This is a genomic window from Pusillimonas caeni (genome assembly GCF_003545815.1).
GTDB lineage: Bacteria > Pseudomonadota > Gammaproteobacteria > Burkholderiales > Burkholderiaceae_B > Pusillimonas > Pusillimonas caeni.
This window is the reverse complement of sequence record NZ_PDUW01000001.1, coordinates 535,645-561,721: the sequence shown is the minus strand read 5'-3', so window position 1 is coordinate 561,721 and position 26,077 is coordinate 535,645. Positions and strand designations below refer to the sequence as shown.

Genomic DNA, 26,077 nt, shown 5'->3' with positions numbered 1-26,077 from the left:
AAGCGCGCATATCAGAATGAAGGGAGTACACATATGACTGACTGGAGCATCTGGAGCTTTTGCTATGCAGTGGGCAAGCTGCCTTATGATTTCTTGAACGGCGCTCCGGTCCATAGCAACCGCGGCAAAGTCGACGCGCCGATGCTGGTCACTTTGCTGCGTTCGACGGACGGCGAGACCATTCTTGTCGATACCGGCTTCGAAGCCGCCGGGTCGATGACCGGCGCCGGTTTTGCCGACTTCGTTCGAAGCGACCTGCTCGTGCAGCGTTTTGGCTACGCGCCCGAGAGCATAGACAAGATCGTGCTGACGCACATGCACTTCGACCATGCCGGCAACTTCCATAACTTTCCCAACGCAAAGATCTATCTGCAACGATACGAGTACGACGCCTGGCGTCAGGTGCTCGACCAGCACGACACCAGCAAGGTGACGAAGGCCGACTGGGCATTCTCCTCGCTGAATGTGAACGACTTCGATCTCCTGGAGCATGCCATTCAAGAAGGCAGAGTCGAGTTCCTGGAAGGCGATGCCGAGATTGCTTCGGGCGTTACGTGCAGACTTGCGCGCGATACGCACACTTTCGGCAGCCAGTGGGTGGATGTCGCCACGGAGCGGGGGCGCTATGTCGTTGCGGGCGATTGCTGCTACACATTCGAGAACTTGAATCGCATGTGGCCTCCGGGGTATTCGCAGGGAAATCCGTGGAATATGTTGCGCGAGTTCAACAGGATGAAAGACGTTGCGGGGGCCGACCTTGCAAGACTGATACCGGGCCACGATATAGAGCTGTTCAACCGCTATCCGTCCGGAGAGCGCGAAGGGGTGCGCTTTGCAGAGGTTTGCCTTGCCGGGCGGCATGCGTCGTTGCTGGGGCGGACATCGTTGGAAACTCAAGCACGGTGACACTTACGTTTACACCCTTTAGCACCACGAAAATGTTTTCAATGTTATGGTTCTGGAGGACAAAGCGGCGCCCGAGGCGCCCGCTTGCTTGAATCAACCTTCAGTACGTGCTCGGCGCCACGCAGTACAAACGCCGATCACCCATCATCAATCCCATGAAGCCTGAACTCTCGGGGGCGTTCTCCTGCGGGCAAGGGTGGTTATGGGTCCAGGGCCGATGCTTGCCAAGAAAACTTTACTCAATTGCGTTGAATCGCTTTATCGCCTAGCTCAGAATCGAACCTCTTTATTGGCTGCCTCGCTGTGCCTTGCGGGCGGCTTGTTCGCCACCCCCGGTGCATGGGCCGTCGAGTCTACCAACGACACGGCCGCGCTGGCGTCCACTCAGCTTACCTCCCTCGAACCCGGCTACCAGTTGCCTGAGTCCATGCCTTCCGCGGATGACCATGTGGAACCCGCACAGCATGAACCTGCATCGGGCATCGACCTGGAGCGCGTACAAGACCTCGAATCCATCGTCGACGACGCGCGCAAGCAGGCGCAGGTCGAGTATCTTGCCCGGAAGCTGGGCAAACCGGCGCTGGCGGTACAGCAGTATGTGCACCTGGCATGGGCCGAAGCCAGGCGGCGCACCGGGCTCAGTCCCGAGCTTCTGATCGCCATCATGCACCGGGAAAGCACTTTTCAGCCCAAGGTGCAAAGCAGCTACGGCGCCCAAGGCCTCATGCAGGTGGTGCGGCGCTGGCACCGCGAGAAGCTGCGGGCGTCCGAGTCGCTGTTTGACCCGGCCGTCAACGTCCGCGTGGGCGCCGACATCCTCGAAGAGTATCTGGAACTGGTGGGGGGCGATCTCTCCAAGGCCCTGGCCAAGTATTCCGGCAATACTCGCGGCTATGCAAAGACCGTCATCGGCGAGTCGCGCAAATTGGCTCAGGTCGCCGACCTGGCCGCGGCGGAGGTGGCGACCGCCTCATGGCTGACCGAGGAGGCCTCGGCGGAATACGCCGGTTGAATTCGTGGCGGGCGCACATGATCGCGCGCCCTCTTCATTAGAAAAAGGTGTCCAGGTCCTGTGCCACGATGACCGGCCCGTTGTAGTGCTTGCGCACCTCGAGCGCTTCTGCTGTGTAGTCGTCGCTGTTGAACTTGGGCGTAAGGTGGGTCAGGATGACTGTCTTGACTTTGGCCCTTGTCGCCAGCTCGCCTACATCCTTTGGCGATAAATGCCCTTGCGACGCCTGTTGCATGATTCTTTCTTTTTCTTCGGGTGTGTGGCTGTCCCACTGCCCCGAATCTATCAAGATCTGCTTGCGGGCCTGAACCGAGTTTAGTTCAGCAACCAGAAAATCAGCGCCTTGAGCCAGTTTTTCCGTAGCGGGGTTCGGGCCCGTGTCACTGGTAATGGCGATGACGCGGTCGGGAGTTTCCACCCGGTAGGAAAAAGACTGGTCGTATTCCGTCTTGTTCTTATGAAAATCAAAGTGTGTGTTCTCCGCAGCGTAAACCTTTACATTTTTATCTTCATAGACAAGTCCCGGCTCTGCGTCATGCCCACGGAATATCTTTTGAATCGGTATGGAACGGCCTCCATCTTCGATCCTGAGAATGGCGCTGGGGTTTGAATACTGAACGGCGGTCTCGACGAGTTGCCGGGTGCCTTTAGGGCCGTACACATTGATGGGTTCGGTCCTTTTGCTGTCCCATGCGACAGACATGAGCGTAGCCAGTCCCGCGGTATGGTCGTCATGATGGTGGGAGACAAATATGGTGCCGATGTCTTTCAGGGGAATTTCCGCCTGGGCGAGCCTTCGAGCAGCTCCGTCTCCCGCATCGAATACGTACGACTGGTCATTGACGACAATAAGATTCGAGTTCTGAGCCCTGTTTTTCATCGGGAACGGTCCTGCGACGGTTCCCAGCGTCACCAATTTGGTGCTTGGGCTGGCCGCTTGATTCTCTGCAAACGCGCCGCTTGAAAAACCCAGGCTGGAGCACAGCAGCATCCCCAGCAAAAAAGTGCTTTTCCCTTTCATTGCCTCGCCTCTGTAATACTGATTTATTGCGAGCGCCCAGTATAGGTTTACGAATGTGGATTTACCGCATGAGAAATAATAAATAATGAGCAGTTGTAATGATCGTCAACCGATCTTCCATGCAAGGGGAGGTGTATGCGCGTTCACGCCAAGGCCATTCGGTACTTCGACACGATACGCAGGACCGGATCGATCCGGGCGGCGGCGCGGCAGCTGCACGTCGATGCTTCGGCCGTCAATCGCCAACTCCTGAATTTGGAAAAAGAGGTCGGCCTGCCGCTGTTCGACCGCCTGCCAGGCGGGCTGCGCCTGACGCAGGCGGGCGAGATATTCTCCCAGCATGTCATCGCCATACTCCAGGATGAGCAGCGGACGTCGATCGAGCTGGCCAAGCTGCAAGGCGTCAAGCGCGGAGAGGTCCGATTGGCCAGCGTCGAGGGGCTGACCACGGATTTTCTGCCCAATGTGCTGGAGACCATGCTGCGCCGGCACCCAGAGATCCATATACATACCTATACGCATGGCTCCAGGCAGGTCGGCGACCTTGTGTTGAGCGGTGACGCGGACATCGGCCTGGCGTTTTCAATGCCTCCGCACGCCGAGCTGCGATGCCTCAGCGCCGGGCAGTTCCGGGTGGGCGCCATCATGTCGGCCGGCCATCCCTTGGCGAAATGCGCCAGCGTCGGATTTCGGGACTGTGCCCGCTATCCCCTCATTCTGGCAAACCCGAGCCTTGCCCTGCGCGCGTTGATGGAGCCGCTGCTGACGACCCTGCCTGCGCCCACGTCCCTACAGTTGCAAACCGACTCGATCGAGCTCATGCGCCAATTGGCGATCCGCGGCCTGGGCGTTGCATTTCATACCCGCGTCGGCCTGGACTCTCTGCTGGCGGACGGCCGGCTGGTCTATAAAAGCCTGCGCGGCAATGCGCCCAAGGCCAATCTGGGCATCTATGTGCGCGCGGAGCGCGTTCTGCCCCCGGCCGTCGACCTTTGCGCCGCCTTGCTCGGCGAAGCACTGCAACGGCTATCCAAGCAGGAAAGCGCCACGCGGGGCGGAGCCGGCAAGGCCGGCTAAGCCGATCATCGGCCGCGAACAGAACGTCGTCGACCCCTTGCGGGACAGCCCGCTTTTCAGTTGCAGAAAATGCAACGCGCTGCTGTTTATTTGCCGATATGCGCCACGGACCCGGGCCGCTACACTGGTTTACAGAACAATGAATCGCACCGCCGGACGCTTGAGAATGATTCGGTTCTGAAGGAGGAGACATGAGCACTTTTGTAAAGAATGCCTGGTACGTTGCGGCCTGGAGCAAAGACGTGGGGCGCGAACTGCTGCCGCGCACGATTCTCGGCGAGCAGATACTGCTTTACCGCCGCGAAGACGGCACGCCCGTGGCGCTGGTCGACCGCTGTCCCCACAAGCTGGCCCCTCTTTCGGTCGGCCGGCTCAAGGGGGACTTCGTCGAATGCGGCTACCATGGCATGACGTTCGACTGCTCGGGCGCCTGTGTGCGCGTGCCCGGCCAGCAGAGCATCCCGCGTTCCGCGCATATTCGATCCTATCCTCTCGTGGAGCGGTACAACGCCGTCTGGATATGGATGGGAGTCCCCGAACTGGCCGAGGCGACGCCTATCGTCGACGTGCCGCACTATGAGGACGCGGGCTGGGGAGTGGTGGACGGGCAGTACCTGCACTTCAAGACCAACTACCTGAACATCACCGATAACCTGGTGGACCCCGCCCACACCTCTTATGTGCACCGGAACACCATCGGCAATGAGGCCGGTGAAGACGTCGGCGTCCAGGTCGAACAGGGCGCATCGCATGTGCTGGCCTATCGCTGGATCAAAGACGCCCCTCCGGTCGCCCTGGTTGCGCGCATGGGTCAGTTCACCGGAAACGTGGATCGCTGGCAGTACTATTACTTGTACTTGCCGTCGGTGTCCTGCGTCGATTTCGGCAGCATCGCGGCGGGGGTCGAACCCACCGAAGAGAACAAGGACAAAGGCATCCGCTCGTTCAGCTTCAATTTTCTGACGCCCGAGACCGAATCGACCACGCATTACTTCTGGCTGCATGTGCGCAACTATCATCCGGCCGATGCCCAAGCCTCGGACGATGTGGCCCACTTGATGAACCTGACCTTCAAAGAGGACGCGGATCTGCTCGAGCTTGTCCAGATCGAGCAGGAGCGTACGGGCGTCAGGGAATACACCGGGCTGGCCATCGACAATGCGCCGGTGCGCATACGCCGGATGATAGAAGGCCTGCGGGCCCAGGAGCAGCCCGAGCAAGCCGGTCAGACCGCGGCCGCTCGCCGAGCTTCCCAGCCTGCTTTTTCTTCCTGACCGCCAAGGAACCCGTGATGATATTTTCACTTGGCTGCAATGGCCGCGGGATCCAGCACGATCGGCCTGTTTCGGTGGACGACCAGTTCCGAATGTTGAAGGAGTCGCGCGTCTTCGATCATTTCGATCGCATGCCGCAACCGGGCCAGGAGCGGGAGTATCTGCTTGCCTCCCAGCGCTATGGCATTCCCATCCGCACGGGCCTGTGGACTTACGTCGCTGGTAAGGACGAAGCCGTTCTGGAGCGCAACTTGCGCTTGAGTAAGGAGGCCGGCGGCGAGTTCCACAACATCATGTTGCATGCCAGGCATGCGCAAGGGCATGTTGTCACCGACAAGGAGTGCGTCGATTTTTACCTCCTGGCTCATGAGCTGGGGCAAAAGCTCAATATCGACATTGGCTTCGAGGTGCACATATATATGTGGTCGGAGGACTTCAGGCGGATCACTCCAGTTGCGCAGCAAGTCAGAAGCCAGGGTGTGCCTTTCAACTTCATACTGGATCATAGCCATGTGCTCTTGAAGCTGGACAACCCGGAAGAGCAGACGGTCAGCGGCATCCGCGACGACGTAGAAGCAGGACGCTGCGTCATCGATCCCTATGAAGAAGGCAACGTTCTTGATGAATGGATCGCCCAGAACATGATTCACTGGCTGCAAATCCGTCCTGTTTCTCCCAACGGGCCGAAGAACCCATGGGAACTAAAGGAAGGAGGCACCTATGGGCGCGCCTGTCAGTACCCATTTGCCAAGCCAGTGCCAGGTGAATGGCATCTTCCTTGGCACGCCTATCGCGTCGAACCGTGCAAGGAGGTGGTGCGGCGGTTGCTTCGTCACCATAGAGACACCCCCGGCAGTCCTTTGCGCTATATCACAACCGACATGATCGACATGGCCGACTATGGCGGCGGCGTGAAATATTCCTTGTTCGAACAGAATGTGGCGATCGCGGAATGGTTCCGCGAAACCTGGGCGCAAATCCAGGCCGAACCGAAAAACGTCGACGCTATGACGTAAGCCTGCCGACGAGCGTGGCTGATGAAGGATGTATCGAGCCGGACGAAGATCCGACAGCCGGACTGTACTCATTACAAAACCAAAGGAGACGCGCAATGCAAGCAAATTCCTCGTTGGCGAACGAGTCCTTGTCCGGCGGCAAGCTCGCCGTACTTGGCCTGCAGCATGTGCTGGTGATGTATGCCGGGGCGGTCTCCGTACCCCTCATCGTAGGGCGGGCGCTGAATCTGAGCCCGAGCGACGTCGCCTTCTTGATTTCGGCCGATCTGTTCTGTTGCGGCATAGTCACCCTCATCCAGTCGCTGGGAGCGACACAATGGTTCGGCATTCGGCTGCCCGTCATGATGGGCGTGACCTTCGCCGCCGTCGGCCCCATGGTCGCCATCGCCGGCCACGGAGAGCTTGCTGCGCAGTTCCTGTTCGGAACCATTATCGCGGCGGGCGTTGTCTCCATAATCATTGCGCCCATGGTGAGCCGGCTGCTGCGCTTCTTTCCGCCGGTGGTCACAGGCACCATCATCGCCATCATCGGCATCACCCTTATGCGCGTCGGCATCAATTGGATATTCGGCACGCCGGTGGGGCCGACAGCGCCCAGTTTGATCGATCCAGAGCATGCGCGATGGCTGCGGCAAGCCTCCGAGCTGGGCGCGGACGCCAATTCGCCGCTATCGCCCATGCCGCAAGGTCTGTCCATCCTGCCGTCCGTACCCAACCCGCGGTATGCGGACCTCGTCGGCATGGGCATCGCCGCCGTGGTGTTGGCGTCCATTCTTCTCATCTCGAGATATCTGAAGGGATTCATCGCCAATACGGCCATTCTTCTCGGCATCGCCATCGGCGCCATACTGGCCTCGGCGCTGGGGCTCATGACCTTCGACAAAGTCGCGAGCGCGCCCTGGTTCGCCCTGGTACACCCCTTCCATTTCGGCATGCCTCGCTTTGACCTCGTCATGATCGCCACCATGACTTTGGTCATGATCGTGGTCATGATCGAATCAACCGGCATGTTTCTCGCCCTGGGCGAGATGACCGATAAGAAAATCACCGAAGCCGATCTCGCCCGCGGCCTGCGCACCGACGGGTTGGGCACCCTGATCGGCGGCATCTTCAATACATTCCCGTACACCAGCTATTCGCAGAACGTCGGCCTGGTGGCCGTGACCGGCGTGCGCAGCCGCTACGTCTGCGTTGCCGGGGGCGTCATCCTCATCGCTTTGGGCCTGCTGCCGAAGCTCGCGGCGCTGATGGAATCGCTGCCCACCGCCGTGCTCGGCGGCGCCGGTGTCGTGATGTTCGGCATGGTGGCGGTCACCGGCATCCGCATTCTGTCGGGCGTGGATTTCCGAAGCAACCGCCACAACGCCATGATTGTCGCAGTCTCCATCGGAGTGGGCATGATCCCCATGGTCGCTCCGCGCTTCAGCCAATGGCTGCCTCATGCCATTCATCCCTTGATCGAATCAGGCATCCTGCTGACGTCCATCACTGCCGTCGTGCTCAATATCTTTTTCAACAGTACGGGACGTCGACACGCCGAAACCCTGGCTGCGGCCGTGAAAGCCGAGAATTGAGACAAGAGAAGGGAGCCGGCCCTGCGTAATCGAATATTGCGCGGATACGTTGTATGCTGGCGTTTCCCGCCGGCGGCCGCGCCTGGTCTCGTTATGGCCACTCTACGGACGCCCGGCTGAGAGCATGATTGTTCCCACCGAGGTTGCCCGACAATGAACTACACGAGACAAGCCTGCGCCGCCGTGATCGCCTTCGGCATGATGTCCACCGCGCTTGCAGCCGCCCCCGGCGCCGACGAAGCCCTGAAGGCCGCAGTCGCCAGCGATCAGCGCACGCCCGCCTACGCGCAGCGCGATGCCGCCCGCCATCCCTACGAGACACTGTCGTTCTTCGGCATCCAGCCCACGATGACCGTCGTCGAGCTTAGCCCCGGCGGAGGCTGGTATACCGAAATTCTCGCGCCGTACCTGCGCGACGCAGGCCACTACATCGCAGCCGCGTACAGCGAGAACTCGCCCACGGAGTACCGCCGCGGCTATACCGTCAACTTCAAGAAGAAACTGGCGGCCGACCCCGACCGCTTCGGCAAGGTGCAGCTTGCGGTCTTCGAGCCGCCCACCGAATTGAGCTTTGCGCCGGCCGGCAGCGCCGACCTCGTGCTGACCTTCCGCAATCTGCATAATTGGTTGTCCTATGGCGACGACAACATGAAGCGCGTATTCCAGAGCGTCTACGACACGCTGAAGCCGGGCGGCGTATTCGGCGTGGTGGAACACCGCCTTCCCGAGGATATGCCTCAGGACGCCACCGCCAGTTCGGGCTATATGCACGAATCCTATGTGATCGGCGTGGCAAAAAGCGTCGGCTTCGAGCTGGCGGGAAAATCCGAGATCAACGGCAACCCCAGGGACACCGCCGACCATCCGAACGGTGTATGGGCTTTGCCGCCCACTTACCGGAACAAGGACAAAGACCGCGAGCGCTACCAGGCCATCGGCGAGAGCGACCGCATGACGCTGAAGTTCGTGAAGCCTTGACGCCTATGGCTGCGCGTCGCATCGGCAACGCTTCCCGCTTCAGCCGTGACGAGAGTATGACGCTGTAGCGGCCACCTCATGTCAGCTGAAGGCGACGGGCTTGAACACCATCAGATAGAAGATGGCGACGAAGGCGAAGAAAGCGGGGATGCCCAGCGCGATCCAGGCATAGAACCAGCGCCAGTAGGCCGGCGGCAGCGGCGCCTGCCGTAAGGCGGCATCGCGAGCGAGATTGCGCAGGCGGATCTGGATGCCCACCACGGGCAGCCAGCACGCGATGGCGATCGCATAGAGGACGATGGAGTAATACAGCCATGCCGCCGACAGCGGAAACCCCGCCAGGTGCACCAGCCAGAATCCGGTCAGCGGCTGGGCGATCGCCGTGGTGGCGGTAAACAGGTAGTCGGCAATGACCACGTAGCCCGATACTTTTGCGACGACCGCCGTGTCTTTGGACAGGCTGGCAAGCAAGAGGTAGAAGGCGCTGCCTATGCCTGTGCCGAACAGCAGGGTGGAGCTCAGCACATGCAGCCACTTCACGATCAGGTAGTCCAAGGCCGGTCCTCCAACTCGTAAATAATCCACAGGGCTGCCAGGAAAGGCAGATTCTTCAGCACCGGACCATAGGGATGAAGCCAGAATTCGGGCAGCTTCAGGGTGATGATGACGGTGTAGGCGAGCACCAGCACGCCCTGGGCCAGCCAGATCCAGCGTCGTCGTCGGGGCAGTATGGTCAATACGCCGAGCAATAGGTCCAGCGCCGCCGCTCCGTACAGAAACAGCGGCTGCAGCGGGGTCGGCGTGCCCGTGCGCGCCAGCAATGCATAGCTTTGCTCGACGGGATACAGTCCCAGGGACACCAAGCCGGTAATGATCCATACCAGCGCGATGGACCAGCGCAGCACGGGCAGCAGCCATCGCATCCGCGCCTGGGTCGCCACGGCGTTGGCGTAGCCGCTCGGCACGAACTGCCTCGGGGCGCGCGGCTCATGCCCCAGCAGGGAAACCAGCGGCGCGGCGTCGGCCGTGTTGCCCCGCTGCAGCATGCCCAGCGTTTCGTCGTCCAGGAAGCCGCCAGGCAGGCGGCTGCCGGCCTTGGCCGCCATGCGCATGAAAGACATCGGTATGCCGACGAAGCGCGCGGGGCGGGTAAAGCCCATGGCTTGGCGCAAGGCCGCATAGAAGGCGCGCATGGTCAGAGGCTGGGGGCCCACGACGGCGATGCGGGTATCGGTTGCCGGCGAAGATTCGACAATGCGCAGCAGCGCGCCGACTACATCGTCTATGTGCACCGGCTGCACCTGCTGGCCGCCCCCGCCGGGCACGGGAATGAGGGGCATGCTGGCGAATCGTTCGAACAGGGCGGCGCTGGCGCCGCCGGGGCCGTAGACCAGCGAAGGCTGCACGATGGTGCTTCGCGTCGGCAGGCTCAGCAGGAAGTCGTCGGCCGCCTTCTTGCTGAGGTGGTAGCGCGACGTGGCCTGCTCGTCGGCGCCCAGCGCCGAGATCTGGACGATGTGGCGTACGCCGGCCTGCGCCGCGGCGGTAAACAGCGCAATGGGTGCGGCGCGGTGCAGCGCATCGAAGGTCTGGCCGGGCGATTCGCGCAGGATGCCCACGGCATTGACGACGACGTCCACGCCGTCCAGCGCCGGCGTCCAGTCCCGCGCCTGTTGCGCGTCGTTGTAGTCGACGATGAACTGAGACAGGCCCGGCCTGGGGTCGGTTCGGGCTTTGCGGACCGCGCAGCTTACTTCGTGGCCCGCATCCAGCAAGGCATCGAGCAGATGTCGTCCGATAAAGCCCGATGCGCCAGTCAGCAATATCTTCATGTCGGCCCCGAAAGCGTCAACAGATCGTTACAAGGATAGCCAGCGTGTCTTGCTATTCTAGGTGGCCGCGGGCCGCACAGGAGTCCATAAATGAAAACATTGGTAAGGGTACTGAAGCGTGCCGCGATATCGGGCAGTTACGCAAGCGCCGTGTCGACGGGCGCCTTGCTGCATGGCGGGGCGCGCGATTGCCGCGGCGCCATCGCTCCGGTAAACGCTATAAGCCATTGGCTGTGGGGGGACGAGGCCTTGCACAAGCAGCAGGGTTCGCTGCGCTACAGTGCGGCCGGTTACTGCATACACCACGCAGCATCGATTTTCTGGGCCTTGGGGTATGAGTATCTATTGAGCCGCTGCCGGCCCGAGCCTTCCAAGGCCCAGGCGCTGACCCTGGCGGGCGGCGTCGCGGCGACGGCCTGTGTGGTGGACCTGTACTGTACGCCCGAACGCCTGACACCGGGCTTTGAACGCCGGCTGAGCAAGCCGTCGCTGACCCGTGTATACATCGCCTTCGGCGTGGGACTGGCCTTGCATACGCTGTTGAGGTCCAGATAGCGGCCCGATGTAGACAGCGGCTTATTGCAATTCCCACGCAACCGGCGGGCTCATCGTTGAATCACGGTTGCATCATGCAACCGGTAGATCAGGCCGTGCGGACTGTCGCGCACGAGCTCCAGCTTTCCCCTGACCATGATGGGCCGCTCGTGAACCGGCTGCCCCTCTTTCGCATTCACTTCCACGATCGACTGCGGCGCCGGCGCGGATTGGCATGTGTCGCACAGGAAGCGCGTGTCGCTGAGCAGGAACTGCTTTTCACGCTCGCCGGGGTGCACGGGCGCCATGAACCCTATCAGCGTGATGGTCCTGCCCTCGAGCGCCAGCACCGGAGGCAGGAATGCGACGTCGTAGCGGCCGGCTTTGCGGGTGACGCCGGTCTTGGCGAGTTCCCCCCAAAGCACCAGGTCTTCCGGCGCCCCCTCGAAATCCGACGGCGACAGCCGATGCTCGGGCGGGACGTGGTGATGCCCATGCGAGTGGCCGCCTGAATGGGAGGGCGCCGTTGCGGGTTCGGCCACGGGATGGGCATGAACCGGCGCGGCCAGCATCGCGGTGGCGAGAAAGAGAGGGCCCAGGCAGCGGAAAAGCGCCTGCCCTGCGGGCCTGCGGCCCAGGCTGTCTTTCATTCGCTTTCCGCTAGAGCTCGACACTCTCGTCCTCGTAGACCTTCTTGCCGCCCACGAAGGTGGCAAGCGCCTTCAGGTCTTCGATCTGCTCCACCGGGATGGTCATCAGATCGTCGGAGAGTACCACGAAGTCGGCGAGCTTGTTCGGCTCGATGGACCCCTTGATGTCCGCCTCGTCGGTCAACCGGGCATAGTTGATGGTGATGAGCCGCAGCGCGTCTTCGCGCGCCACCGCTTCATTCTTGCCATATATGCCGTCCATCATCGTGTCCCGCGTGATGAAGTGATACATCACCCAGAATGGATTGACCGGAATCACAGGCGCGTCGGTGCCCCCGGCGACAACCAGCCCCAGGTCCAGATAAGTGTTCAAAGGCGTGACTTGAGATGATCGCTGCGCGCCCCAGTATTTCTTGAGAACAGGAGCGGCAAGGTAGAGGTGGTCTTGCACGGAGAGCCGCAGCTCGAGCGCTTTCATGCGCGGGTACTGGTCGGCCCGGCTGATGAATGCGTGCTCGATGGTCCAGCCGGCCGGCCGGATGTCCTTGCTGGCGTTGGCCGCTTCATAAGCCTCCAGGGTCTTGTCGATGCCGGCGTCGCCCACCGCGTGCGTCGCGACGCGCCAGCCGGCATTGTTCCAGGCGACCGCCTGCTTGTTGAAAGCGTCTTGCGGGGCTCTGTCCAGGCCGAAGTACGTGCCATTCTTGCCCATGGGCTCGGCATAGGGTTTCGACATCAGGCCGCCTTCGAATCCGCCGTCGACGCCCAGCTTGATGCCCCAGACTTTCACCCATTCGTCGCCTTCGCCCTGCTTGATGCCGGCTGCCTCGAAGCTCGCGGGGGAGTTTTCATGCCCCCAGAAGAGCACGCTGTACCGGACCGAAGCGTCGCCTGCATCGCGCACCGCCTGATACTGGCGATAGGCCTCGGTGTCGGTGCCGGGGATTCGTACGCTGGTCAAACCGTACGAGTTCAGGACGCGCTGCTTGGCTTTGACGTCCGCGAGCGTCGTCGGACGCGGCGGCGGCAGCTTGACCAGCGCCTTGGCATTGCCGGTGACTTCGCCCGTCAGCGCACCGCTTGCGTCTTTGGGCAGCGCCCCGCCGGGCGGAACGGGAGTAGTCGGAGTGATATTCCACTTGGCGAGCGCCGTCGTGTTGAGGAAATAGGTGTGCCCGCCGCGGACCAGAACCAGCGGGATGCCGGGCGCGGCCTTTTCGAGTTCGGCCTGGGTGGGCGTGCGGACTTCCTTCAGCTGGGCCTCGTGCCAGTCCATATTGGATACCAGGACATCGCCGGGCCGGGCTTTGGCCGCCGCTTCGGATACCTTCGCGAACAGTTCTGCAAGGCTGCGCGCCTGCGACAGATCGATTCCGGGGCCGCCGCCCGGATCGTGGAGATGCCCGTCCGCCAAGCCGGGTATGACCGTCTTGTTGCGCAGGTCGACGACGCGGGTGTTCGTGCCGACATGACGCTGCATGTCGGAAGAGGAACCGACAGCAAGGAATCTCCCGTCCTTCACTGCGAAGGCCTGGGCGATCGTGGAGTGTCCGTCGACTGTTACCACCTTGCCGTTGGTGTAGACGGCGTCGGCGGCTTCCAAAGCGGCAACGTCCGCGCTCCCTTTGGGGCCCCCGCACGCTGACAGCGCCATGGCCATCACGGTGGTGCTGACCAGCAGACTCTTTCTGGCTACAAACCGGTTGCGCATCGCGGTCTCCTTATGAAGAGGCTGGGAATGGTCGATAAACAACACCAGCGGAACGGCGTTATGAGGATAAACTATTTTGTGCTTCAACCATTTAAGCATCTATTAGTATTACCCCCGACCTTCCGGCACCTGCCAGCGGCGGATGCCATCCGGCAGGCTTCATGTCATCCGGTCAGCCAAGAGAGAACGCCCCGGCCGGCCACCCGTCCGCTGGCGAAGCTGGCGGTCAATAGATATCCCCCCGTCGGCGCTTCCCAGTCCAGCATTTCTCCGGCGCAAAATACCCCGGGCAGCGTCCGCAGCATCAGGTTCTGGTCCAATTCCTCGAACCGCACGCCGCCCGCGGTGCTGATGGCTTCCGCCAGGGGCCGCAGGCCGACAAGCGATATGGGCAGGCGCTTGATGCCCGCCGCCAGCGCCTGCGCATCGTTGAACGCGGTTTTGGGCAGGCATTCATGCAGCAGCGCCGTTTTCACGCCGCGCAGGCCCAGGCGGCCGCTCAGGTGGCTCGACCAGGAGCGCGCGCCGCGGGGGCGGGCCGCTTCGGCCAGCACCTGCGCCGGGTCCCGGTCGGGCAGCAAATCGATGTACAGCTTTGCGACGCCGTCGCTCAGCAAGGTATTGCGCAGGACGGACGACCACGCGTAGATGAGCCCGCCTTCCAGGCCGTCCGCGGTGACCATGCATTCGCCTCGGCGCATGTCGAAGCCGCCTTCCGGCGCCATGGCAATGGCTTTGAGGGGCTGGCCTGCAAAACGCTCTGAAAAATAGCTTGACCACCCGGCCAGAAAGCCGCAGTTGGCGGGGCGCAGCGGTGCTACGGTGACGCCGCGCGCTTCGAGCACGCTTTGCCATGCGCCGTCGGACCCCAGGCGGGGCCAACTGGCCCCACCCAAGGCCAGCACGACGGCATGCGGGCGCACATTCACCGCGGCCTGCGGCGTATCGAACTGCAAAGCACCGTCGTCGCTCCAGCCTCGCCACACATGCCGCGTACGGAACTCGACGCCGCCGGCCCGCAGCCTGCGCAGCCACGCCCGCAGCAAGGGCGCGGCCTTCATTTCACGAGGAAAGACTCGTCCCGACGAGCCGACGAAGGTCTCGACACCCAAATCCAGGGCCCATTGGCGCAATGCTGTGGCATCCAGTTGGTCCAGCCAGGGCGAGACCTGCGCTGCGCGATCGCCGAAGCGCGACCGGAACGCGGCCGGGGGCTCATTATGAGTGAGGTTCAGTCCGCCGCGTCCGGCCAGGAGGAATTTACGTCCGACGGAGGGCATCGCATCGTAGACCGCGACGTGTATGCCGGCCCTGGACAGTTCTTCGGCCGCCATCAGCCCGGCGGGGCCGGCGCCTATGACGGCTACGGTACTAGAAGACATTGGATGACTATGATCGAATTGCGCGGACGCGCCGGGAAAACGCCACGGTAGCATAACGTATGCGGCGCCCGGCCTCGCGCAAAGCCATCATCATGGTTTATACTGCCCCCCAGTATCGATCCATTTCAATCCGATGGGCTGGGAGCCTGTCTACATATCGTTCAGGGCGGGGCGCCGATGTGCGGCCGGCACTGTTCCCCTCTATTAAGGACCAAGCCATGAAATCACGTGCAGCAGTAGCTTTCGAGGCCGGAAAACCGCTGGAAATCGTCGAGATCGACGTCGAACCGCCCCGCAAAGGCGAGGTGCTCATCAAGATCACGCACACCGGCGTGTGCCATACCGATGCGTTCACGCTGTCCGGCGAAGACCCGGAAGGCGTGTTTCCCGCCGTCCTGGGACATGAGGGCGCGGGCATCGTGGTGGAAGTCGGCGAAGGCGTCACCAGCGTCAAGCCGGGCGACCACGTCATTCCGCTCTATACCGCCGAATGCGGCCAGTGCCTGTTCTGCAAGTCCGGCAAGACCAACTTGTGCGTAGCCGTGCGCGCCACGCAAGGAAAAGGCCTGATGCCCGACGGCACCACGCGCTTTTCCTATAACGGACAACCCATCTACCACTATATGGGCTGCTCGACGTTCAGCGAGTACACCGTGGTGGCCGAAGTGTCCCTGGCCAAGATCAATCCCGACGCCAATCCCGAGCACGTCTGTCTGCTTGGCTGCGGCGTCACCACCGGCATCGGCGCGGTCCATAACACCGCCAAGGTGCAGCCGGGCGACAGCGTCGCCGTCTTCGGCCTGGGCGGCATCGGCCTGGCCGTGATCCAGGGCGCGCGGCAGGCGAAGGCGGGCCGCATCATCGCCGTCGACACCAATCCGGACAAGTTCGCCCTGGCCAAGGTGTTCGGCGCGACCGACTGCATCAATCCCAAGGATCACGACAAGCCCATCCAGCAAGTCATCGTCGAGATGACCGAATGGGGCGTGGACCACTCCTTCGAATGCATCGGCAACGTCAACGTCATGCGCGCCGCCCTCGAATGCGCACACCGGGGCTGGGGTCAGTCGGTCATCATCGGCGTTGCGGGCGCCGGACAGGAAATCTCCACCCGTCCGTTCCAGCTCGTCACCGGCCGCCGCTGGCTGGGCACCGCCTTCGGCGGCGTCAAGGGGCGCTCCCAACTGCCCGGCATGGTCGAAGACGCCATGAAGGGAGACATCGACCTAGCTCCGTTTGTCACGCATACGCGCGATCTGGACGATATCAACGAAGCATTCGACCTCATGCATGAGGGCAAGTCCATTCGCACGGTGATCAATTACTAGCGATACCTCATGCCTCACTCCCTAGAGGACAAAAGGCGCGCCGTCATGCGCCTTCGCCGCATCAAGGGCCAGGTCCAGGCCCTTGAGCGGGCGGTCGAGGAAGGAACGGACTGCAGCTTGCTGCTCCAGCAGATCGCCGCGCTTCGCGGCGCGGCGAACGGCCTGATGGCCGAAGTCCTCGACAGCCATCTGCGCGAATTGTTCGGCACTTCGAAAGAGGACGTTCCTCGCGCGGTCGTCGACCCGGATGCGGAAATCGAGTCGCTTATGAAGATTCTGCGCACGTATCTGAAATAAAGGGCAATGGTCTATTATCTTGATGCCAAGATAATATTTGCACCTTTCCGGATGTCCACCCAATCGCCCCCTCGTCGAGGCAAAAGCCTGCGTTTACTGCCCCTGCTTCTCCTCTTTGGCGGAGGGGCGTTGCTGGGCTTGACCACCAATCTGGTCAAACTGGCGGGCGGCGTTGGACTCACGCCACTGGCGTTTCTTACGTGGTCGCTGGTGGTGGCGACGGCGGCCTTGTTTTTGGTGGCGCTGTTGCGTCGCGATCTGCCTCCAGTCGATTCTCGCAGCCTTCGATACTATGCAGTGTCCGCCCTGGTCGGCGTCGCTGGGCCGAATTTCGTTTTCTTTGCGGCCGTTCCGCACGTGGGCGCCAGCTTCGTGGCGTTGACGATCACTTTGCCGCCGCTGCTCACGTACGCGGGCGCGCTTGCTCTCGGCATGGAAGGCTTCCAGGCCGCCCGCGCGATCGGAGTCGTCGCCGCTCTGGCGGGGGCGGGCATTCTGGCGGTGAGCCAGCAGGCGGCTCCGGATGCCGACCTCGCCTGGGCGTTCCTGGTTCTGCTGGGGCCGCTGCTGCTGGCCATCGGCAATCTATACAGGACGCTGCGCTGGCCCCCGGGGGTTTCTGCGCAAGCGCTGGCGGCGGGCATGTTGCTCGCGGCTACCCTCATGCTGCTGCTAGCGGGCCTGATGCCCGGCCAGTCTCTGGCGGTACCTCTGTATCGCGGCCTGCCCGCGCTGCTGATCATAGTGCAGGGGCTGGTGTTCGCGGCGCAGTTCCAGGTGCTTTTTCTGCTGCAGAAAATCAGCGGTCCGATTTTGCTGAGCCTGCTCGGCTCGGTCGGTGCGGTGGTGGCCGTGCCTGTGGCGATCTATTTGCAGAAAGAGACTCCCCCCGCGGGTTTGCTTCCGGCCGCGAGCCTGATTGCGATTGGCGTGGCGCTGGTCGTCGTCACCCGGAAAAAGGGCGTTTCGTCGAGTACGCGATAGCTTGCTGATTACCTCAGTATCAATACCGGCAATGTGGCTTGCCGGAGTATGGCCGTCGTCGTACTGCCAACGACCAACTGCCGTATCCGTGAATGTCCATAGGCGCCCATGACGATCATTTGCATCGTGTTCTGACGGGCGAATGCGATCAAAGCGTCGGCCGGATCCCCCTCAACGGTATGAGCGTCGACCTCGAAGCCGGCTCGAGCCAGCCGCTCCGTCGCCCAGAGTAGTGCATCTTTTTCGCCGCCGACGGTGACGATGGCGCATTGCAGGCCCTTCATGAGCGGACTGCCGGCCACCAGCTCTACCATTCTCAGGCCTGTGGCGCTGCCATCGAATGCGATCATGAAGCGGCGCGGCAAAGTGAAATGCGCCGCCGCGACGAGGATGGGGCGGCGCAAGCCCCGTACCGCGCTCTCCAAATTGTGATCAAGCAGGAAGCGCTTGGGCCGCTTGCTGTATTCGTGTTGCCCCAGCACGTATAGACGGGTGTCTTCCTCCATATCGGTCAAGGCTTCCATGAGTTCGCCCAGCCGCTGTCGAGTCTGTACTTCACCGACGCCGGCCGATATGGCGCGCTGTCGGGCGCCTTCCAGTATCTGCTGTCCGTGCTCGCGCGCAAGCGTGCTGCGGCGTTGGTCGAGTTGGGCCAGTTCTTCCAGAAGCGTCTCCTGCGCGCCCAGCCCAATACTGCCGCTGGCATCCAGTTTGGCGCCTGCATCGCGGGCAATCACATGTACGAATTCCAACGGGGCGGACAGGCGTTGGGCAGCCCAGACGCCGTAGTCGCATACGCTTTCTGTATAGGCAGCGCCATCGATACAAGCAACGACATTGGTCATGGTTTCTCCTTAGTGCCCCGTCAGTTCATGGCTGGTGTCCGGTTTGTCATGTACGGCATACTTGTCAACCAAAGTGGCACTGGCGGCGTTCATGCCGACGATCTCTACGGCCGTGCCTTCCCGGCGGAACTTCAGGATGATCTTATCAAGCGCGTTGACAGCGGTGACATCCCAGAAATGCGAGCGGCTTACGTCGATGGTGACACGGTCGACGGCTTCCTTGAAATCGAACGACGAGATGAATCTGTCGGCGGAGGCAAAGAAGACCTGGCCGAACACTGCATAGCTGCGATGCTGGGCGCCGTCCGCCAGATCGGTTTCGACATGGAACAGCCGGCTTACCTTGGCAGCGAAAAAGAGCGCGCTAAGAAGCACGCCCACGAACACCCCTTTGGCGAGATCGTGCGTGGCCACCACGACGACTACCGTGGACACCATGACGATGCTGGAGCTCTTTGGATGGCTGCGCAGATGGCGGACGGAATCCCAGCTGAAGGTGCCGATCGATACCATGATCATCACTGCCACCAGGGCCGCCATCGGAATCTGCTTCACCCACGGTCCAAGAAAGACCACCAGAATCAACAGCACGATTCCCGCGGTGAGGGTCGAAAGCCTGCCGCGTCCGCCCGACTTAACGTTGATCACGGATTGCCCGATCATCGCGCAGCCCGCCATCCCTCCCAGGAAGCCGGACGCGATGTTGGCGACGCCTTGTCCGGCGCACTCTCTGTTCTTGTCGCTTGGGGTATCGGTGAAGTCGTCGATGATCGTGGCCGTCATCATCGATTCCAGCAGTCCGACGACGGCTAAGGTGAGCGAATAGGGAAAAATAATGACCAGTGTTTCCCATGACACCGGCACGTCGGGAAGCAGAAAAACCGGCAAGCTGTCGGGCAGTTCGCCCATGTGCCCCACTGTGCGTATATCAAGGTCCAGCGCCGTCGCGACGGCGGTGAGCACGACAATGCAGACCAAAGGAGACGGGACGGATTTTGTGAGGTAGGGAAAGAGATAAATAATTCCTAGTCCCGCAGCGGTCATCACGTAGACGACCCAGGAAACATTGGTAAGTTCGGGCAGTTGGGCCAAGAAAATCAGTATCGCCAGCGCATTGACGAATCCCGTCACCACCGATCGCGACACAAAACGCATAAGCCCGCCCAGCCGCAGCGCGCCGGCGAGGATCTGGAGCATGCCTGTAAGAAGCGTTGCGGCCCACAGATATTGAAGCCCATGGTCTTTGACGAGAGTCACCATCACAAGGGCCATGGCGCCCGTTGCCGCGGAAATCATCCCGGGACGCCCGCCGGCAAAGGCGATGACTACGGCGATGCAAAAAGAAGCATATAAGCCGACCTTGGGGTCGACTCCGGCGATGATCGAGAAAGCTATTGCTTCGGGAATGAGAGCAAGCGCTACGACGACGCCCGCCAGCAGGTCGCCGCGGACGTTGGAGAACCAGTCCTGGTACAGAGATTTGGTCAACATAGAAAAATATACACAGCGTATCGCCCGCTATTGATGTCAAGCGGGGCGCGCTTTGATAGAGGAATTAATGCAGAGGCCGCGCTGTCATGCGCAGATGAAAAGGGAGCGAATAGCCAAGTGCTTAGGGCGGACTCAGTCGTTTACGAGCTGTCCCCTGAAAGTCACGACCATTTTTTTGATGGGTTCGTTCTATGCGAACGAGAGCAAGCGGCTCCGCGCGCATCGAGGCGACGAGGATTTGAAGGAGGGAAGAATGCTTGCTCATGGGCGAAGTTTAACTGAATTCTGTATGGGCATCGCCCGGCGGTCCCCTCAACAGATCCTAGCGCTTCAATGCCACGAGCGCATCGTGCACGATGTGCTCCATTTCGCCGTTCTGGGAGCCCGTACTTTGATGGCTTTGCACGTAGGTCAATGTCGAGTCCAGCGCTTTGGTCAGGCGGTCGATCTGTAGTTGCATCCGCTGTGCTTCGACTTGCTGGCCCTTCTTGAAAGCAACGACCATGGAATACATGCCTCCGTAGAGATACAGATGGCGGCATTCCTGCGGTACGGTGCGCCACCACTCTATGAATTCTTTGGGCACGTCGTCTATATTCAGTGGGGGCCGGCGCCAGGTTCCCTCGATATGCTCGAAGCGTTCCATTCCTGTCCTCCCAATTGCCGCTGCCAACGTCTATATAGTACGGCGATCATTCGCGGGTATACAGCCGTGTCATATCAGTGTTTACACCATGTACGCGGGCGCAGAGCGTGGAAGGCATGGCGTGAACTAGGAAGGACGGCCCGTATGGTCGCGGCGCCCGCGGCGGAGCGTCCAAGGGCGAGACCGGAAGCAGGCTTTGCCCTATACGCCAAAAGGCGGACGGCGGAACGGGGCATCGGCCATTTGGCCGACTTTACGATTCGGCGTCGAGGCAAGGCCGAAATCCTGCCGCAGGCGAGACGCGGCAGTGTCGTATGCCGCCGGCCGCCTCGGGGTGTTTCAGCCTCGCCGGGCCGCTTCGATCGTGGCGATGTCGATCTTGCGCATGTCCATCATGGCTTCGAAGGCGCGCTTGGCGGCCGCGGGATCGGGATCATTGATCGCTTCCATCAGCACCCGCGGTGTGATCTGCCACGACAGTCCCCACTTGTCCTTGCACCAGCCGCAGGCGCTTTCCTGGCCTCCGTTCTCGACAATCGCATTCCACAAGCGGTCTGTCTCGGCCTGATCGTCGGTGGCGACCTGGAATGAAAACGCTTCGTTGTGCTTGAATGCCGGCCCGCCGTTCAGGCCCAGGCAAGGTATGCCCATTACCGTGAACTCCACCGTGAGGACGTCGCCCTGCTTGCCCGACGGAAAGTCGCCCGGTGCGCGCAGAACCGTTCCGACAGAGCTGTGCGGGAAGGTTTGTGCGTAGAAGGTTGCCGCGTCCAGCGCGGCGCCGTCGTACCAGAGGCAAATGGTGTTTTTGCTGCGCATGGTGATTCTCCTGTGTGGGAATAATTGGTTATACATCGCTTGTGCAATCGAGCGCCATCAGCCGGGGCGGGGCGCAGCCGCCGTCGGGACGCCGCGGCAAGCAGGAACGTCGCTTGCTGCGCCGAGCCGTGCCAGCCGTGCCGATTGCGTCGGGAATCGCCTTTCGCGCAGGCAAGGCATTTATAGGAGCGGCCTCGTGAACAAGTTATTTTTGGCAGCCGGCTGTAGTGTTTTCATGGCTTTCGCCGGCGTGGGATACGCCCACGGCTCCCCTGGCGCCGGGGCTGACGAGCGGGCAGGCGAGCCTCGCAGCAGAGCGGCCGGCGATGCCGGGGCGCATCAGCCAGGCAGCGGCAAGGCCGCCGGCCAACGTCCCGCAGATCGTACGGCCTCGCCTCCCAAGGACGACGAAAGGGTCGACGGCCAGGTGGAAAGCAGCGACGGCGGCAGCACGGCTACGGAGTCGGGCGTATCGAAGGACGGCGACGCATCCAAGTCCGGCGCGCCCAACGGCGGCGGCGTCGTCAGGCCCAAGGAACCGTAGAACTAAAGAGCAAACCAACCACATCATTTATGCCTACTAGAAGATTGACCCTCAATGTAAATGGAGCGGACCATGAGCTGGACGTCAGGCCCGACGCGCCGCTGCTCTACGTCTTGCGCAACGACCTGGAACTGAACGGCCCGAAGTACGGCTGCGGCCTGGGCGAGTGCGGCGCGTGCACGGTGCTGGTGGACGGCAAGGCTGCCCGCTCCTGTCTCACGCCGGTGTCGGGCATGGCGGGACGCAAGATAACGACTCTCGAAGGGCTGGGCGGCAGCGACTCGCCCGATCCCATCCAGCAAGCCTTCATCGAGCATCAGGCCGCCCAATGCGGATACTGCATCAACGGAATGGTGATGACCACTCGGGCTTTGCTGAATCGCAATCCGTCTCCCAGCGAAGAAGAGATCCGGCGTGAGCTGGCATTCAATTTATGTCGCTGTGGTACCCATATGGAGATCCTGGCCGCCGTGCGCCAGGCCGTCGAGGACGCCGGGCACGCCGCCGCGCCGCCCGCCGCCAAAGAAGCCCGTTGATGATGGACAAGACTATGACTGTCGCCGCGCCGCCCGTCCGGGTGTCACGCCGTACCTTTCTCAAAGGAACCGGCTGCCTGCTGGTTTCATTTGCCATGCCCCTCTCCATGCGCAGGGCCGTGGCGGCCGGTCCCGCCATGGACGCCGGGTCGCAGCTCGTGCCCAAGAACCAGGTGGATTCTTTCATTGCCATAACGGCCGAAGGCAAGGTTGTGGCATGCAACGGCCACGTCGACCTGGGCACGGGAATACGAACGGCGTTCAGCCAGATCGTCGCCGATGAGCTCTACGTGCCTCTGGAACGCGTGTCGATGGTGCTGGGCGATACCGACCGCACGCCGAATCAGGGGCCTACCATCGCCAGCGCCTCGGTGCAGTCGTCGGCGGTTCCGATGCGCAGGGCGGCCGCCCAGGCCAGGCAGTTCCTCATCGAGCAGGCTTCGCGCAGGTTGGGCGTGCCCGCCGACAGCTTGAACGTGCGCGACGGCGTGATTTCAGCCGGCGACGGCGGGCCGGGCCTGTCGTACGGCGAGCTGGTCTCGGGAGAAGCGTTCTCGATGGAGCTGTCCGAGGACGTACCGCTGAAGGACCCCGGCGAGTACGCCTTCGTGGGCAAGCCCGTGCCTCGGGTCGACATCCCGGCGAAGCTGACCGGCGGCCTCATCTATGTGCACGACATGCGCGTTCCCGGCATGCTCCATGCGCGCGTCGTTCGTCCGCCGTATCGGGGGCGAGACGGAGGCGACATGGTGGGCGCCAGCCTGGAGTCGGTTGACAAGGATTCCGTCGCGCACATCGACACGCTCGTCGACGTGGTGGCCATCAAGGATTTTGTCGCCGTGGTGGCAAAGCGCGAAGAAGACGCCATTGACGCGGCGCGCGCGCTCAAGGTCACCTGGAAGTCGCCTCCGCCGCTGCAGGATCTGTCCGATCTGGCCGAGGCGCTCAGAGCGAATCCCGACAAGGTTAGGCCACTGGAGCAAAAGGGCGACGTCGACGCCGCCTTGAAGAACGTGCGGGGGACATTGCGCGCCACCTATGTCTGGCCATATCAAATGCACGCCTCTATCGGGCCGTCCTGTGGCCTGGCAAGCTGGGCGGACGACTTGCTCACGGTCTGGACCGGATCCCAGAACCCGCACAATCTGCATACCGACATCGCCGAGTTGCTCGACCTGCCCGAGGAAAAGATACGGGTGGTGCGAATGGAGGCCTCGGGCTGCTACGGGCGCAATTGCGCCGACGACGCCACCGCCGAAGCCGCATTGCTGGCGCACCATCTTGCACGCCCCGTCCGCGTGCAGCTGATGCGCGAGGAAGAGCACGCCTGGGAGCCCAAAGGCACTGCGCAGCTGATGGAGGTCGAGGGCGGGATCACCGGCGAGAACACCCTGGCTTACAAGTTCACGACCCGCTATCCCTCCAACGGGTCGCCCGTCCTTCCCCTGCTGATGCTGGGCAAGCAGTCCAACGTGCCCGTCGTGTTCGAAATGGGCGACCGGACGGCCATACCGCAATACCGCTGCTCGGACACGGACATCGAGGCGCTGGACATGGCGCCTATCGTGCGGGCGTCATGGATACGGGGTGTGGCGGCCCTGCCCAATGTCTTCGCCCATGAATCTTTCATCGACGAGCTCGCGGCCGCGGAAAAGGCCGACCCGGTGGCGTTTCGTCTACGCTTCATGGAAGACGAGCGCCCCATCGCCTTGGTCAAGGCGGTGGCGGAGCGCGCGGGTTGGACGCCGAGGCCGGCGCACGAGAACAAAGGCCGCAGCGACGATGGACTGCTGCGCGGCCGGGGCTTCGCCCAGCACCGGTATGTGCACGGCGCGTTTCCCGGTGTGGGCGCGTCGTGGTGCGCGTGGGCCGTGGAAGTGGAGGTGGACCCCGAAACTGGCTATGTCCGCGTCCGCAAAGCCGTGGTGGGACAGGACTGCGGCATGATGGTCAATCCCGCGGGCGTCACGCACCAGCTCCACGGCAACGTCATCCAGGCCATCAGCCGCACACTGAAGGAGTCGGTCTCGTTCGACGAACAGGGGGTGGCCGATCTCGAATGGGGCGCTTATCCGATTATCTCCTTCCGCGAGATACCCGACATCGATGTCGTGCTGATGCCCGACAACGGCAATCCGCCGCTCGGAGCGGGCGAGTCGGCATCGGTGCCGGGGGCGGCGGCGATTGCGAACGCCATTTTCGATGCGACCGGGCTGCGGCTGAGAGAGGCGCCGTTCACGCCCGAAAGGGTGAAGGCGGCGCTGTCCGCCCATGAGGAGGGCAAGGCATGAAATCTCGACGCGCCACCTTCCTGCTTTGGACATTGATCGTCGTGATCGTATTGGCTGCGGCGCTTTTCGCCTACGTGTGGAAGCCCGCGATCGAACCCGTACAGCCCCAAGGCAGCTTTCCGGAAGAGCAATTGCAACGGGGCGGGAACATTGCGGCGGCGGGCCTGTGCGTCGTCTGCCACACGGCCCCGAACGGCCAGCGCAACGCCGGCGGCCTGCCCATGGAAACGCCCTTCGGCACCATCTATACCACCAACATCACGCCCGATCCCGAAACGGGCATAGGAGCGTGGTCATTCGATGCTTTCGACCGTGCGATGCGACATGGCGTGGCGCGCGATGGCAGTTATCTCTACCCCGCGTTCCCATACACCTACTACACCCACCTCAGCCCGGACGACATGGAAGCGCTGTACGCGTACATCATGACGCAGCCCGCGGTGCGGGCCGAGCCGCCCGAGACGGAGCTGCCGTTTCCATTCAATATCCGCCCCTTGATGGCGGGCTGGAATCTGCTGTTCCTGGACCCGGATCCGATCGAGCCTGTGGAGGGGGAGTCCGAGGAGTGGAATCGCGGCAACTATCTGGCGCGAGCGGCGGGCCACTGTGCCGCATGCCATTCGCCGCGCAATGCCCTGGGAGCCGAAAAAGAAGGGAAGCACTATCTGGCCGGGGGCGAGGCGGAAGGCTGGATCGCCCCGGCCCTCAATCAGGAATCGCCGGCGCCTGTCGCCTGGACGCAGGAAGCGCTGTTCAACTATCTTCGCTACGGTTTTGACGAGGCGCATGGGGCTGCGGCGGGATCGATGGCGCCCGTTGTCCGCGAGGGCACCGCCCGGATAGCGGAGTCCGACACCCGGGCGCTGGCGACTTACCTTGCATCGCTTGGCAACGGCGACGGCAACGGCGAGCCCGATGGCGGCGGCAAGCAAGCGGCGCCCGCGGAAACGGAGCGCAGGACGCAGGCCGCGGCTACGCTTTCGCCCCCGGTGACGGAAGGAGCGAGGCTGTTTGCCTCGGCTTGCCTTGCCTGCCACCACGCAGGCGACGGCCCGGCGACATTCGGCGTACAGCCGCAGCTTTGGTTCAGCACGTCGCTATACCTCGATGAGCCTGACAACGTGGTGCGCCATATCCTCGACGGCGTACAGTCTCCCGCGAACGACGACCTGGGCTATATGCCGCCGTTCCGGCACAGCTTGAGCGACCGTCAAGTCGCGACGTTGGTGAACTACATGCGCACCAGTTTCGCCCAGAAGCCGGAGTGGAGAGATCTGCCGGCCAAAGTAGGGCACATCAGGTCGGAGTCGGCTCGATGATGGGAATGGA

Annotated in this window: 25 protein-coding genes; 15 read left to right on the top strand and 10 right to left on the bottom strand. The window is 62.2% G+C overall.

What is annotated here, in order from left to right:
- The first annotated feature begins 33 nt into the window (after positions 1-33).
- A complete protein-coding gene (locus CSC67_RS02580; protein ID WP_167752723.1) occupies positions 34-906 on the top strand; it encodes an N-acyl homoserine lactonase family protein in 873 nt (290 codons plus the stop codon).
- 289 nt (positions 907-1,195) lie between these two features.
- On the top strand, positions 1,196-1,918 hold the full coding sequence (locus CSC67_RS02575; protein WP_245220097.1) for a lytic transglycosylase domain-containing protein: 723 nt from the start codon (positions 1,196-1,198) through the stop codon (positions 1,916-1,918).
- A gap of 37 nt (positions 1,919-1,955) precedes the next feature.
- Here CSC67_RS02575 and CSC67_RS02570 read toward each other — a convergent pair whose 3' ends face one another.
- Entirely contained in the window at positions 1,956-2,939 is a 984-nt protein-coding gene (locus CSC67_RS02570) for an MBL fold metallo-hydrolase (RefSeq protein WP_118992936.1), read from the bottom strand.
- 135 nt (positions 2,940-3,074) lie between these two features.
- Between CSC67_RS02570 and CSC67_RS02565 the strand changes: the two genes are divergently transcribed.
- The 5 genes from CSC67_RS02565 (at position 3,075) to CSC67_RS02545 (ending at position 8,858) form a co-directional block, all read left to right on the top strand.
- The gene (locus CSC67_RS02565; protein WP_118992935.1) at positions 3,075-4,016 is read left to right on the top strand and encodes a LysR family transcriptional regulator; all 942 of its coding nucleotides are present in this window, start codon (positions 3,075-3,077) and stop codon (positions 4,014-4,016) included.
- 191 nt (positions 4,017-4,207) lie between these two features.
- The gene (locus CSC67_RS02560; protein WP_118992934.1) at positions 4,208-5,290 is read left to right on the top strand and encodes an aromatic ring-hydroxylating dioxygenase subunit alpha; all 1,083 of its coding nucleotides are present in this window, start codon (positions 4,208-4,210) and stop codon (positions 5,288-5,290) included.
- 17 nt (positions 5,291-5,307) lie between these two features.
- The gene (locus tag CSC67_RS02555) at positions 5,308-6,306 is read left to right on the top strand and encodes a xylose isomerase (RefSeq protein WP_118992933.1); all 999 of its coding nucleotides are present in this window, start codon (positions 5,308-5,310) and stop codon (positions 6,304-6,306) included.
- A gap of 95 nt (positions 6,307-6,401) precedes the next feature.
- Positions 6,402-7,880, top strand: a complete 1,479-nt coding sequence (locus CSC67_RS02550; RefSeq protein WP_118992932.1) for a nucleobase:cation symporter-2 family protein — start codon at positions 6,402-6,404, stop codon at positions 7,878-7,880.
- A 153-nt stretch (positions 7,881-8,033) separates the two neighbouring features.
- Positions 8,034-8,858 (top strand): class I SAM-dependent methyltransferase, encoded by an 825-nt coding sequence (locus CSC67_RS02545; protein WP_425337619.1) that lies wholly within the window; start codon positions 8,034-8,036, stop codon positions 8,856-8,858.
- 81 nt (positions 8,859-8,939) lie between these two features.
- On the opposite strand, the gene CSC67_RS02540 is transcribed toward CSC67_RS02545, so the two are convergent.
- Both CSC67_RS02540 and CSC67_RS02535 read right to left on the bottom strand, forming a co-directional pair.
- The gene (locus CSC67_RS02540) at positions 8,940-9,413 is read right to left on the bottom strand and encodes a DUF2269 family protein (protein WP_118992931.1); all 474 of its coding nucleotides are present in this window, start codon (positions 9,411-9,413) and stop codon (positions 8,940-8,942) included.
- Positions 9,401-10,690, bottom strand: a complete 1,290-nt coding sequence (locus CSC67_RS02535) for an SDR family oxidoreductase (protein WP_118992930.1) — start codon at positions 10,688-10,690, stop codon at positions 9,401-9,403. The genes CSC67_RS02540 and CSC67_RS02535 overlap by 13 nt, the downstream gene beginning before the upstream one ends.
- Positions 10,691-10,780: 90 nt before the next feature.
- Between CSC67_RS02535 and CSC67_RS02530 the strand changes: the two genes are divergently transcribed.
- On the top strand, positions 10,781-11,245 hold the full coding sequence (locus tag CSC67_RS02530) for a hypothetical protein (RefSeq protein ID WP_118992929.1): 465 nt from the start codon (positions 10,781-10,783) through the stop codon (positions 11,243-11,245).
- Between the two features lie 50 nt (positions 11,246-11,295).
- Here the strand turns inward: CSC67_RS02530 and CSC67_RS02525 are convergent, their stop codons facing one another.
- The 3 genes from CSC67_RS02525 to CSC67_RS02515 all read right to left on the bottom strand — a co-directional run bounded on the left by CSC67_RS02525 (position 11,296) and on the right by CSC67_RS02515 (position 14,967).
- A complete protein-coding gene (locus CSC67_RS02525) occupies positions 11,296-11,874 on the bottom strand; it encodes a hypothetical protein (RefSeq protein ID WP_118992928.1) in 579 nt (192 codons plus the stop codon).
- Between the two features lie 10 nt (positions 11,875-11,884).
- On the bottom strand, positions 11,885-13,585 hold the full coding sequence (locus CSC67_RS02520; RefSeq protein WP_245220096.1) for an amidohydrolase: 1,701 nt from the start codon (positions 13,583-13,585) through the stop codon (positions 11,885-11,887).
- A gap of 164 nt (positions 13,586-13,749) precedes the next feature.
- Positions 13,750-14,967 (bottom strand): TIGR03862 family flavoprotein, encoded by a 1,218-nt coding sequence (locus CSC67_RS02515; RefSeq protein ID WP_118992927.1) that lies wholly within the window; start codon positions 14,965-14,967, stop codon positions 13,750-13,752.
- 218 nt (positions 14,968-15,185) lie between these two features.
- Between CSC67_RS02515 and CSC67_RS02510 the strand changes: the two genes are divergently transcribed.
- Genes CSC67_RS02510 through CSC67_RS02500 form a run of 3 tightly spaced genes read left to right on the top strand, consistent with a single transcriptional unit; the run spans position 15,186 to position 17,576 of the window.
- On the top strand, positions 15,186-16,295 hold the full coding sequence (locus CSC67_RS02510; protein ID WP_118992926.1) for an S-(hydroxymethyl)glutathione dehydrogenase/class III alcohol dehydrogenase: 1,110 nt from the start codon (positions 15,186-15,188) through the stop codon (positions 16,293-16,295).
- A gap of 9 nt (positions 16,296-16,304) precedes the next feature.
- On the top strand, positions 16,305-16,592 hold the full coding sequence (locus CSC67_RS02505; protein WP_118992925.1) for a metal/formaldehyde-sensitive transcriptional repressor: 288 nt from the start codon (positions 16,305-16,307) through the stop codon (positions 16,590-16,592).
- Positions 16,593-16,598: 6 nt separating this feature from the next.
- Positions 16,599-17,576, top strand: a complete 978-nt coding sequence (locus CSC67_RS02500) for an EamA family transporter (RefSeq protein WP_342447665.1) — start codon at positions 16,599-16,601, stop codon at positions 17,574-17,576.
- Between the two features lie 8 nt (positions 17,577-17,584).
- Here CSC67_RS02500 and CSC67_RS02495 read toward each other — a convergent pair whose 3' ends face one another.
- The 4 genes from CSC67_RS02495 to CSC67_RS02480 form a co-directional block, all read right to left on the bottom strand.
- Complete coding sequence (locus tag CSC67_RS02495) at positions 17,585-18,421, bottom strand: universal stress protein (protein WP_118992924.1); 837 nt, start codon at positions 18,419-18,421, stop codon at positions 17,585-17,587.
- A gap of 9 nt (positions 18,422-18,430) precedes the next feature.
- On the bottom strand, positions 18,431-19,912 hold the full coding sequence (locus tag CSC67_RS02490; RefSeq protein ID WP_118992923.1) for a SulP family inorganic anion transporter: 1,482 nt from the start codon (positions 19,910-19,912) through the stop codon (positions 18,431-18,433).
- Between the two features lie 322 nt (positions 19,913-20,234).
- Complete coding sequence (locus CSC67_RS02485; RefSeq protein WP_118992922.1) at positions 20,235-20,558, bottom strand: hypothetical protein; 324 nt, start codon at positions 20,556-20,558, stop codon at positions 20,235-20,237.
- A gap of 339 nt (positions 20,559-20,897) precedes the next feature.
- On the bottom strand, positions 20,898-21,377 hold the full coding sequence (locus CSC67_RS02480; protein WP_118992921.1) for a VOC family protein: 480 nt from the start codon (positions 21,375-21,377) through the stop codon (positions 20,898-20,900).
- Between the two features lie 196 nt (positions 21,378-21,573).
- On the opposite strand from CSC67_RS02480, the gene CSC67_RS02475 reads away from it, so the two are divergent.
- The 4 genes from CSC67_RS02475 to CSC67_RS02460 are packed head-to-tail and all read left to right on the top strand — an operon-like array spanning position 21,574 to position 26,067.
- Positions 21,574-21,921 (top strand): hypothetical protein, encoded by a 348-nt coding sequence (locus tag CSC67_RS02475; RefSeq protein ID WP_135227422.1) that lies wholly within the window; start codon positions 21,574-21,576, stop codon positions 21,919-21,921.
- Positions 21,922-21,950: 29 nt separating this feature from the next.
- A complete protein-coding gene (locus CSC67_RS02470; RefSeq protein WP_118992919.1) occupies positions 21,951-22,457 on the top strand; it encodes a (2Fe-2S)-binding protein in 507 nt (168 codons plus the stop codon).
- Positions 22,457-24,748, top strand: coding sequence for a xanthine dehydrogenase family protein molybdopterin-binding subunit (locus tag CSC67_RS02465; protein WP_118992918.1), 2,292 nt, complete (start codon positions 22,457-22,459; stop codon positions 24,746-24,748). The genes CSC67_RS02470 and CSC67_RS02465 overlap by 1 nt, the downstream gene beginning before the upstream one ends.
- Positions 24,745-26,067 (top strand): c-type cytochrome, encoded by a 1,323-nt coding sequence (locus CSC67_RS02460; RefSeq protein ID WP_118992917.1) that lies wholly within the window; start codon positions 24,745-24,747, stop codon positions 26,065-26,067. The genes CSC67_RS02465 and CSC67_RS02460 overlap by 4 nt, the downstream gene beginning before the upstream one ends.
- The last annotated feature ends 10 nt before the right edge of the window (positions 26,068-26,077 follow it).

Bases quoted from the DNA above. Each gene is read 5' to 3' on its own strand.
- CSC67_RS02580 (WP_167752723.1), top strand. From the start codon at position 34: ATGACTGACTGGAGCATCTGGAGCTTTTGCTATGCAGTGGGCAAGCTG.
- CSC67_RS02570 (WP_118992936.1), bottom strand. From the start codon at position 2,939: ATGAAAGGGAAAAGCACTTTTTTGCTGGGGATGCTGCTGTGCTCCAGC.
- CSC67_RS02565 (WP_118992935.1), top strand. From the start codon at position 3,075: ATGCGCGTTCACGCCAAGGCCATTCGGTACTTCGACACGATACGCAGG.
- CSC67_RS02560 (WP_118992934.1), top strand. From the start codon at position 4,208: ATGAGCACTTTTGTAAAGAATGCCTGGTACGTTGCGGCCTGGAGCAAA.
- CSC67_RS02555 (WP_118992933.1), top strand. From the start codon at position 5,308: ATGATATTTTCACTTGGCTGCAATGGCCGCGGGATCCAGCACGATCGG.
- CSC67_RS02550 (WP_118992932.1), top strand. From the start codon at position 6,402: ATGCAAGCAAATTCCTCGTTGGCGAACGAGTCCTTGTCCGGCGGCAAG.
- CSC67_RS02545 (WP_425337619.1), top strand. From the start codon at position 8,034: ATGAACTACACGAGACAAGCCTGCGCCGCCGTGATCGCCTTCGGCATG.
- CSC67_RS02535 (WP_118992930.1), bottom strand. From the start codon at position 10,690: ATGAAGATATTGCTGACTGGCGCATCGGGCTTTATCGGACGACATCTG.
- CSC67_RS02530 (WP_118992929.1), top strand. From the start codon at position 10,781: ATGAAAACATTGGTAAGGGTACTGAAGCGTGCCGCGATATCGGGCAGT.
- CSC67_RS02525 (WP_118992928.1), bottom strand. From the start codon at position 11,874: ATGAAAGACAGCCTGGGCCGCAGGCCCGCAGGGCAGGCGCTTTTCCGC.
- CSC67_RS02520 (WP_245220096.1), bottom strand. From the start codon at position 13,585: ATGCGCAACCGGTTTGTAGCCAGAAAGAGTCTGCTGGTCAGCACCACC.
- CSC67_RS02515 (WP_118992927.1), bottom strand. From the start codon at position 14,967: ATGTCTTCTAGTACCGTAGCCGTCATAGGCGCCGGCCCCGCCGGGCTG.
- CSC67_RS02510 (WP_118992926.1), top strand. From the start codon at position 15,186: ATGAAATCACGTGCAGCAGTAGCTTTCGAGGCCGGAAAACCGCTGGAA.
- CSC67_RS02505 (WP_118992925.1), top strand. From the start codon at position 16,305: ATGCCTCACTCCCTAGAGGACAAAAGGCGCGCCGTCATGCGCCTTCGC.
- CSC67_RS02500 (WP_342447665.1), top strand. From the start codon at position 16,599: ATGGTCTATTATCTTGATGCCAAGATAATATTTGCACCTTTCCGGATG.
- CSC67_RS02495 (WP_118992924.1), bottom strand. From the start codon at position 18,421: ATGACCAATGTCGTTGCTTGTATCGATGGCGCTGCCTATACAGAAAGC.
- CSC67_RS02490 (WP_118992923.1), bottom strand. From the start codon at position 19,912: ATGTTGACCAAATCTCTGTACCAGGACTGGTTCTCCAACGTCCGCGGC.
- CSC67_RS02485 (WP_118992922.1), bottom strand. From the start codon at position 20,558: ATGGAACGCTTCGAGCATATCGAGGGAACCTGGCGCCGGCCCCCACTG.
- CSC67_RS02480 (WP_118992921.1), bottom strand. From the start codon at position 21,377: ATGCGCAGCAAAAACACCATTTGCCTCTGGTACGACGGCGCCGCGCTG.
- CSC67_RS02470 (WP_118992919.1), top strand. From the start codon at position 21,951: ATGCCTACTAGAAGATTGACCCTCAATGTAAATGGAGCGGACCATGAG.
- CSC67_RS02465 (WP_118992918.1), top strand. From the start codon at position 22,457: ATGATGGACAAGACTATGACTGTCGCCGCGCCGCCCGTCCGGGTGTCA.
- CSC67_RS02460 (WP_118992917.1), top strand. From the start codon at position 24,745: ATGAAATCTCGACGCGCCACCTTCCTGCTTTGGACATTGATCGTCGTG.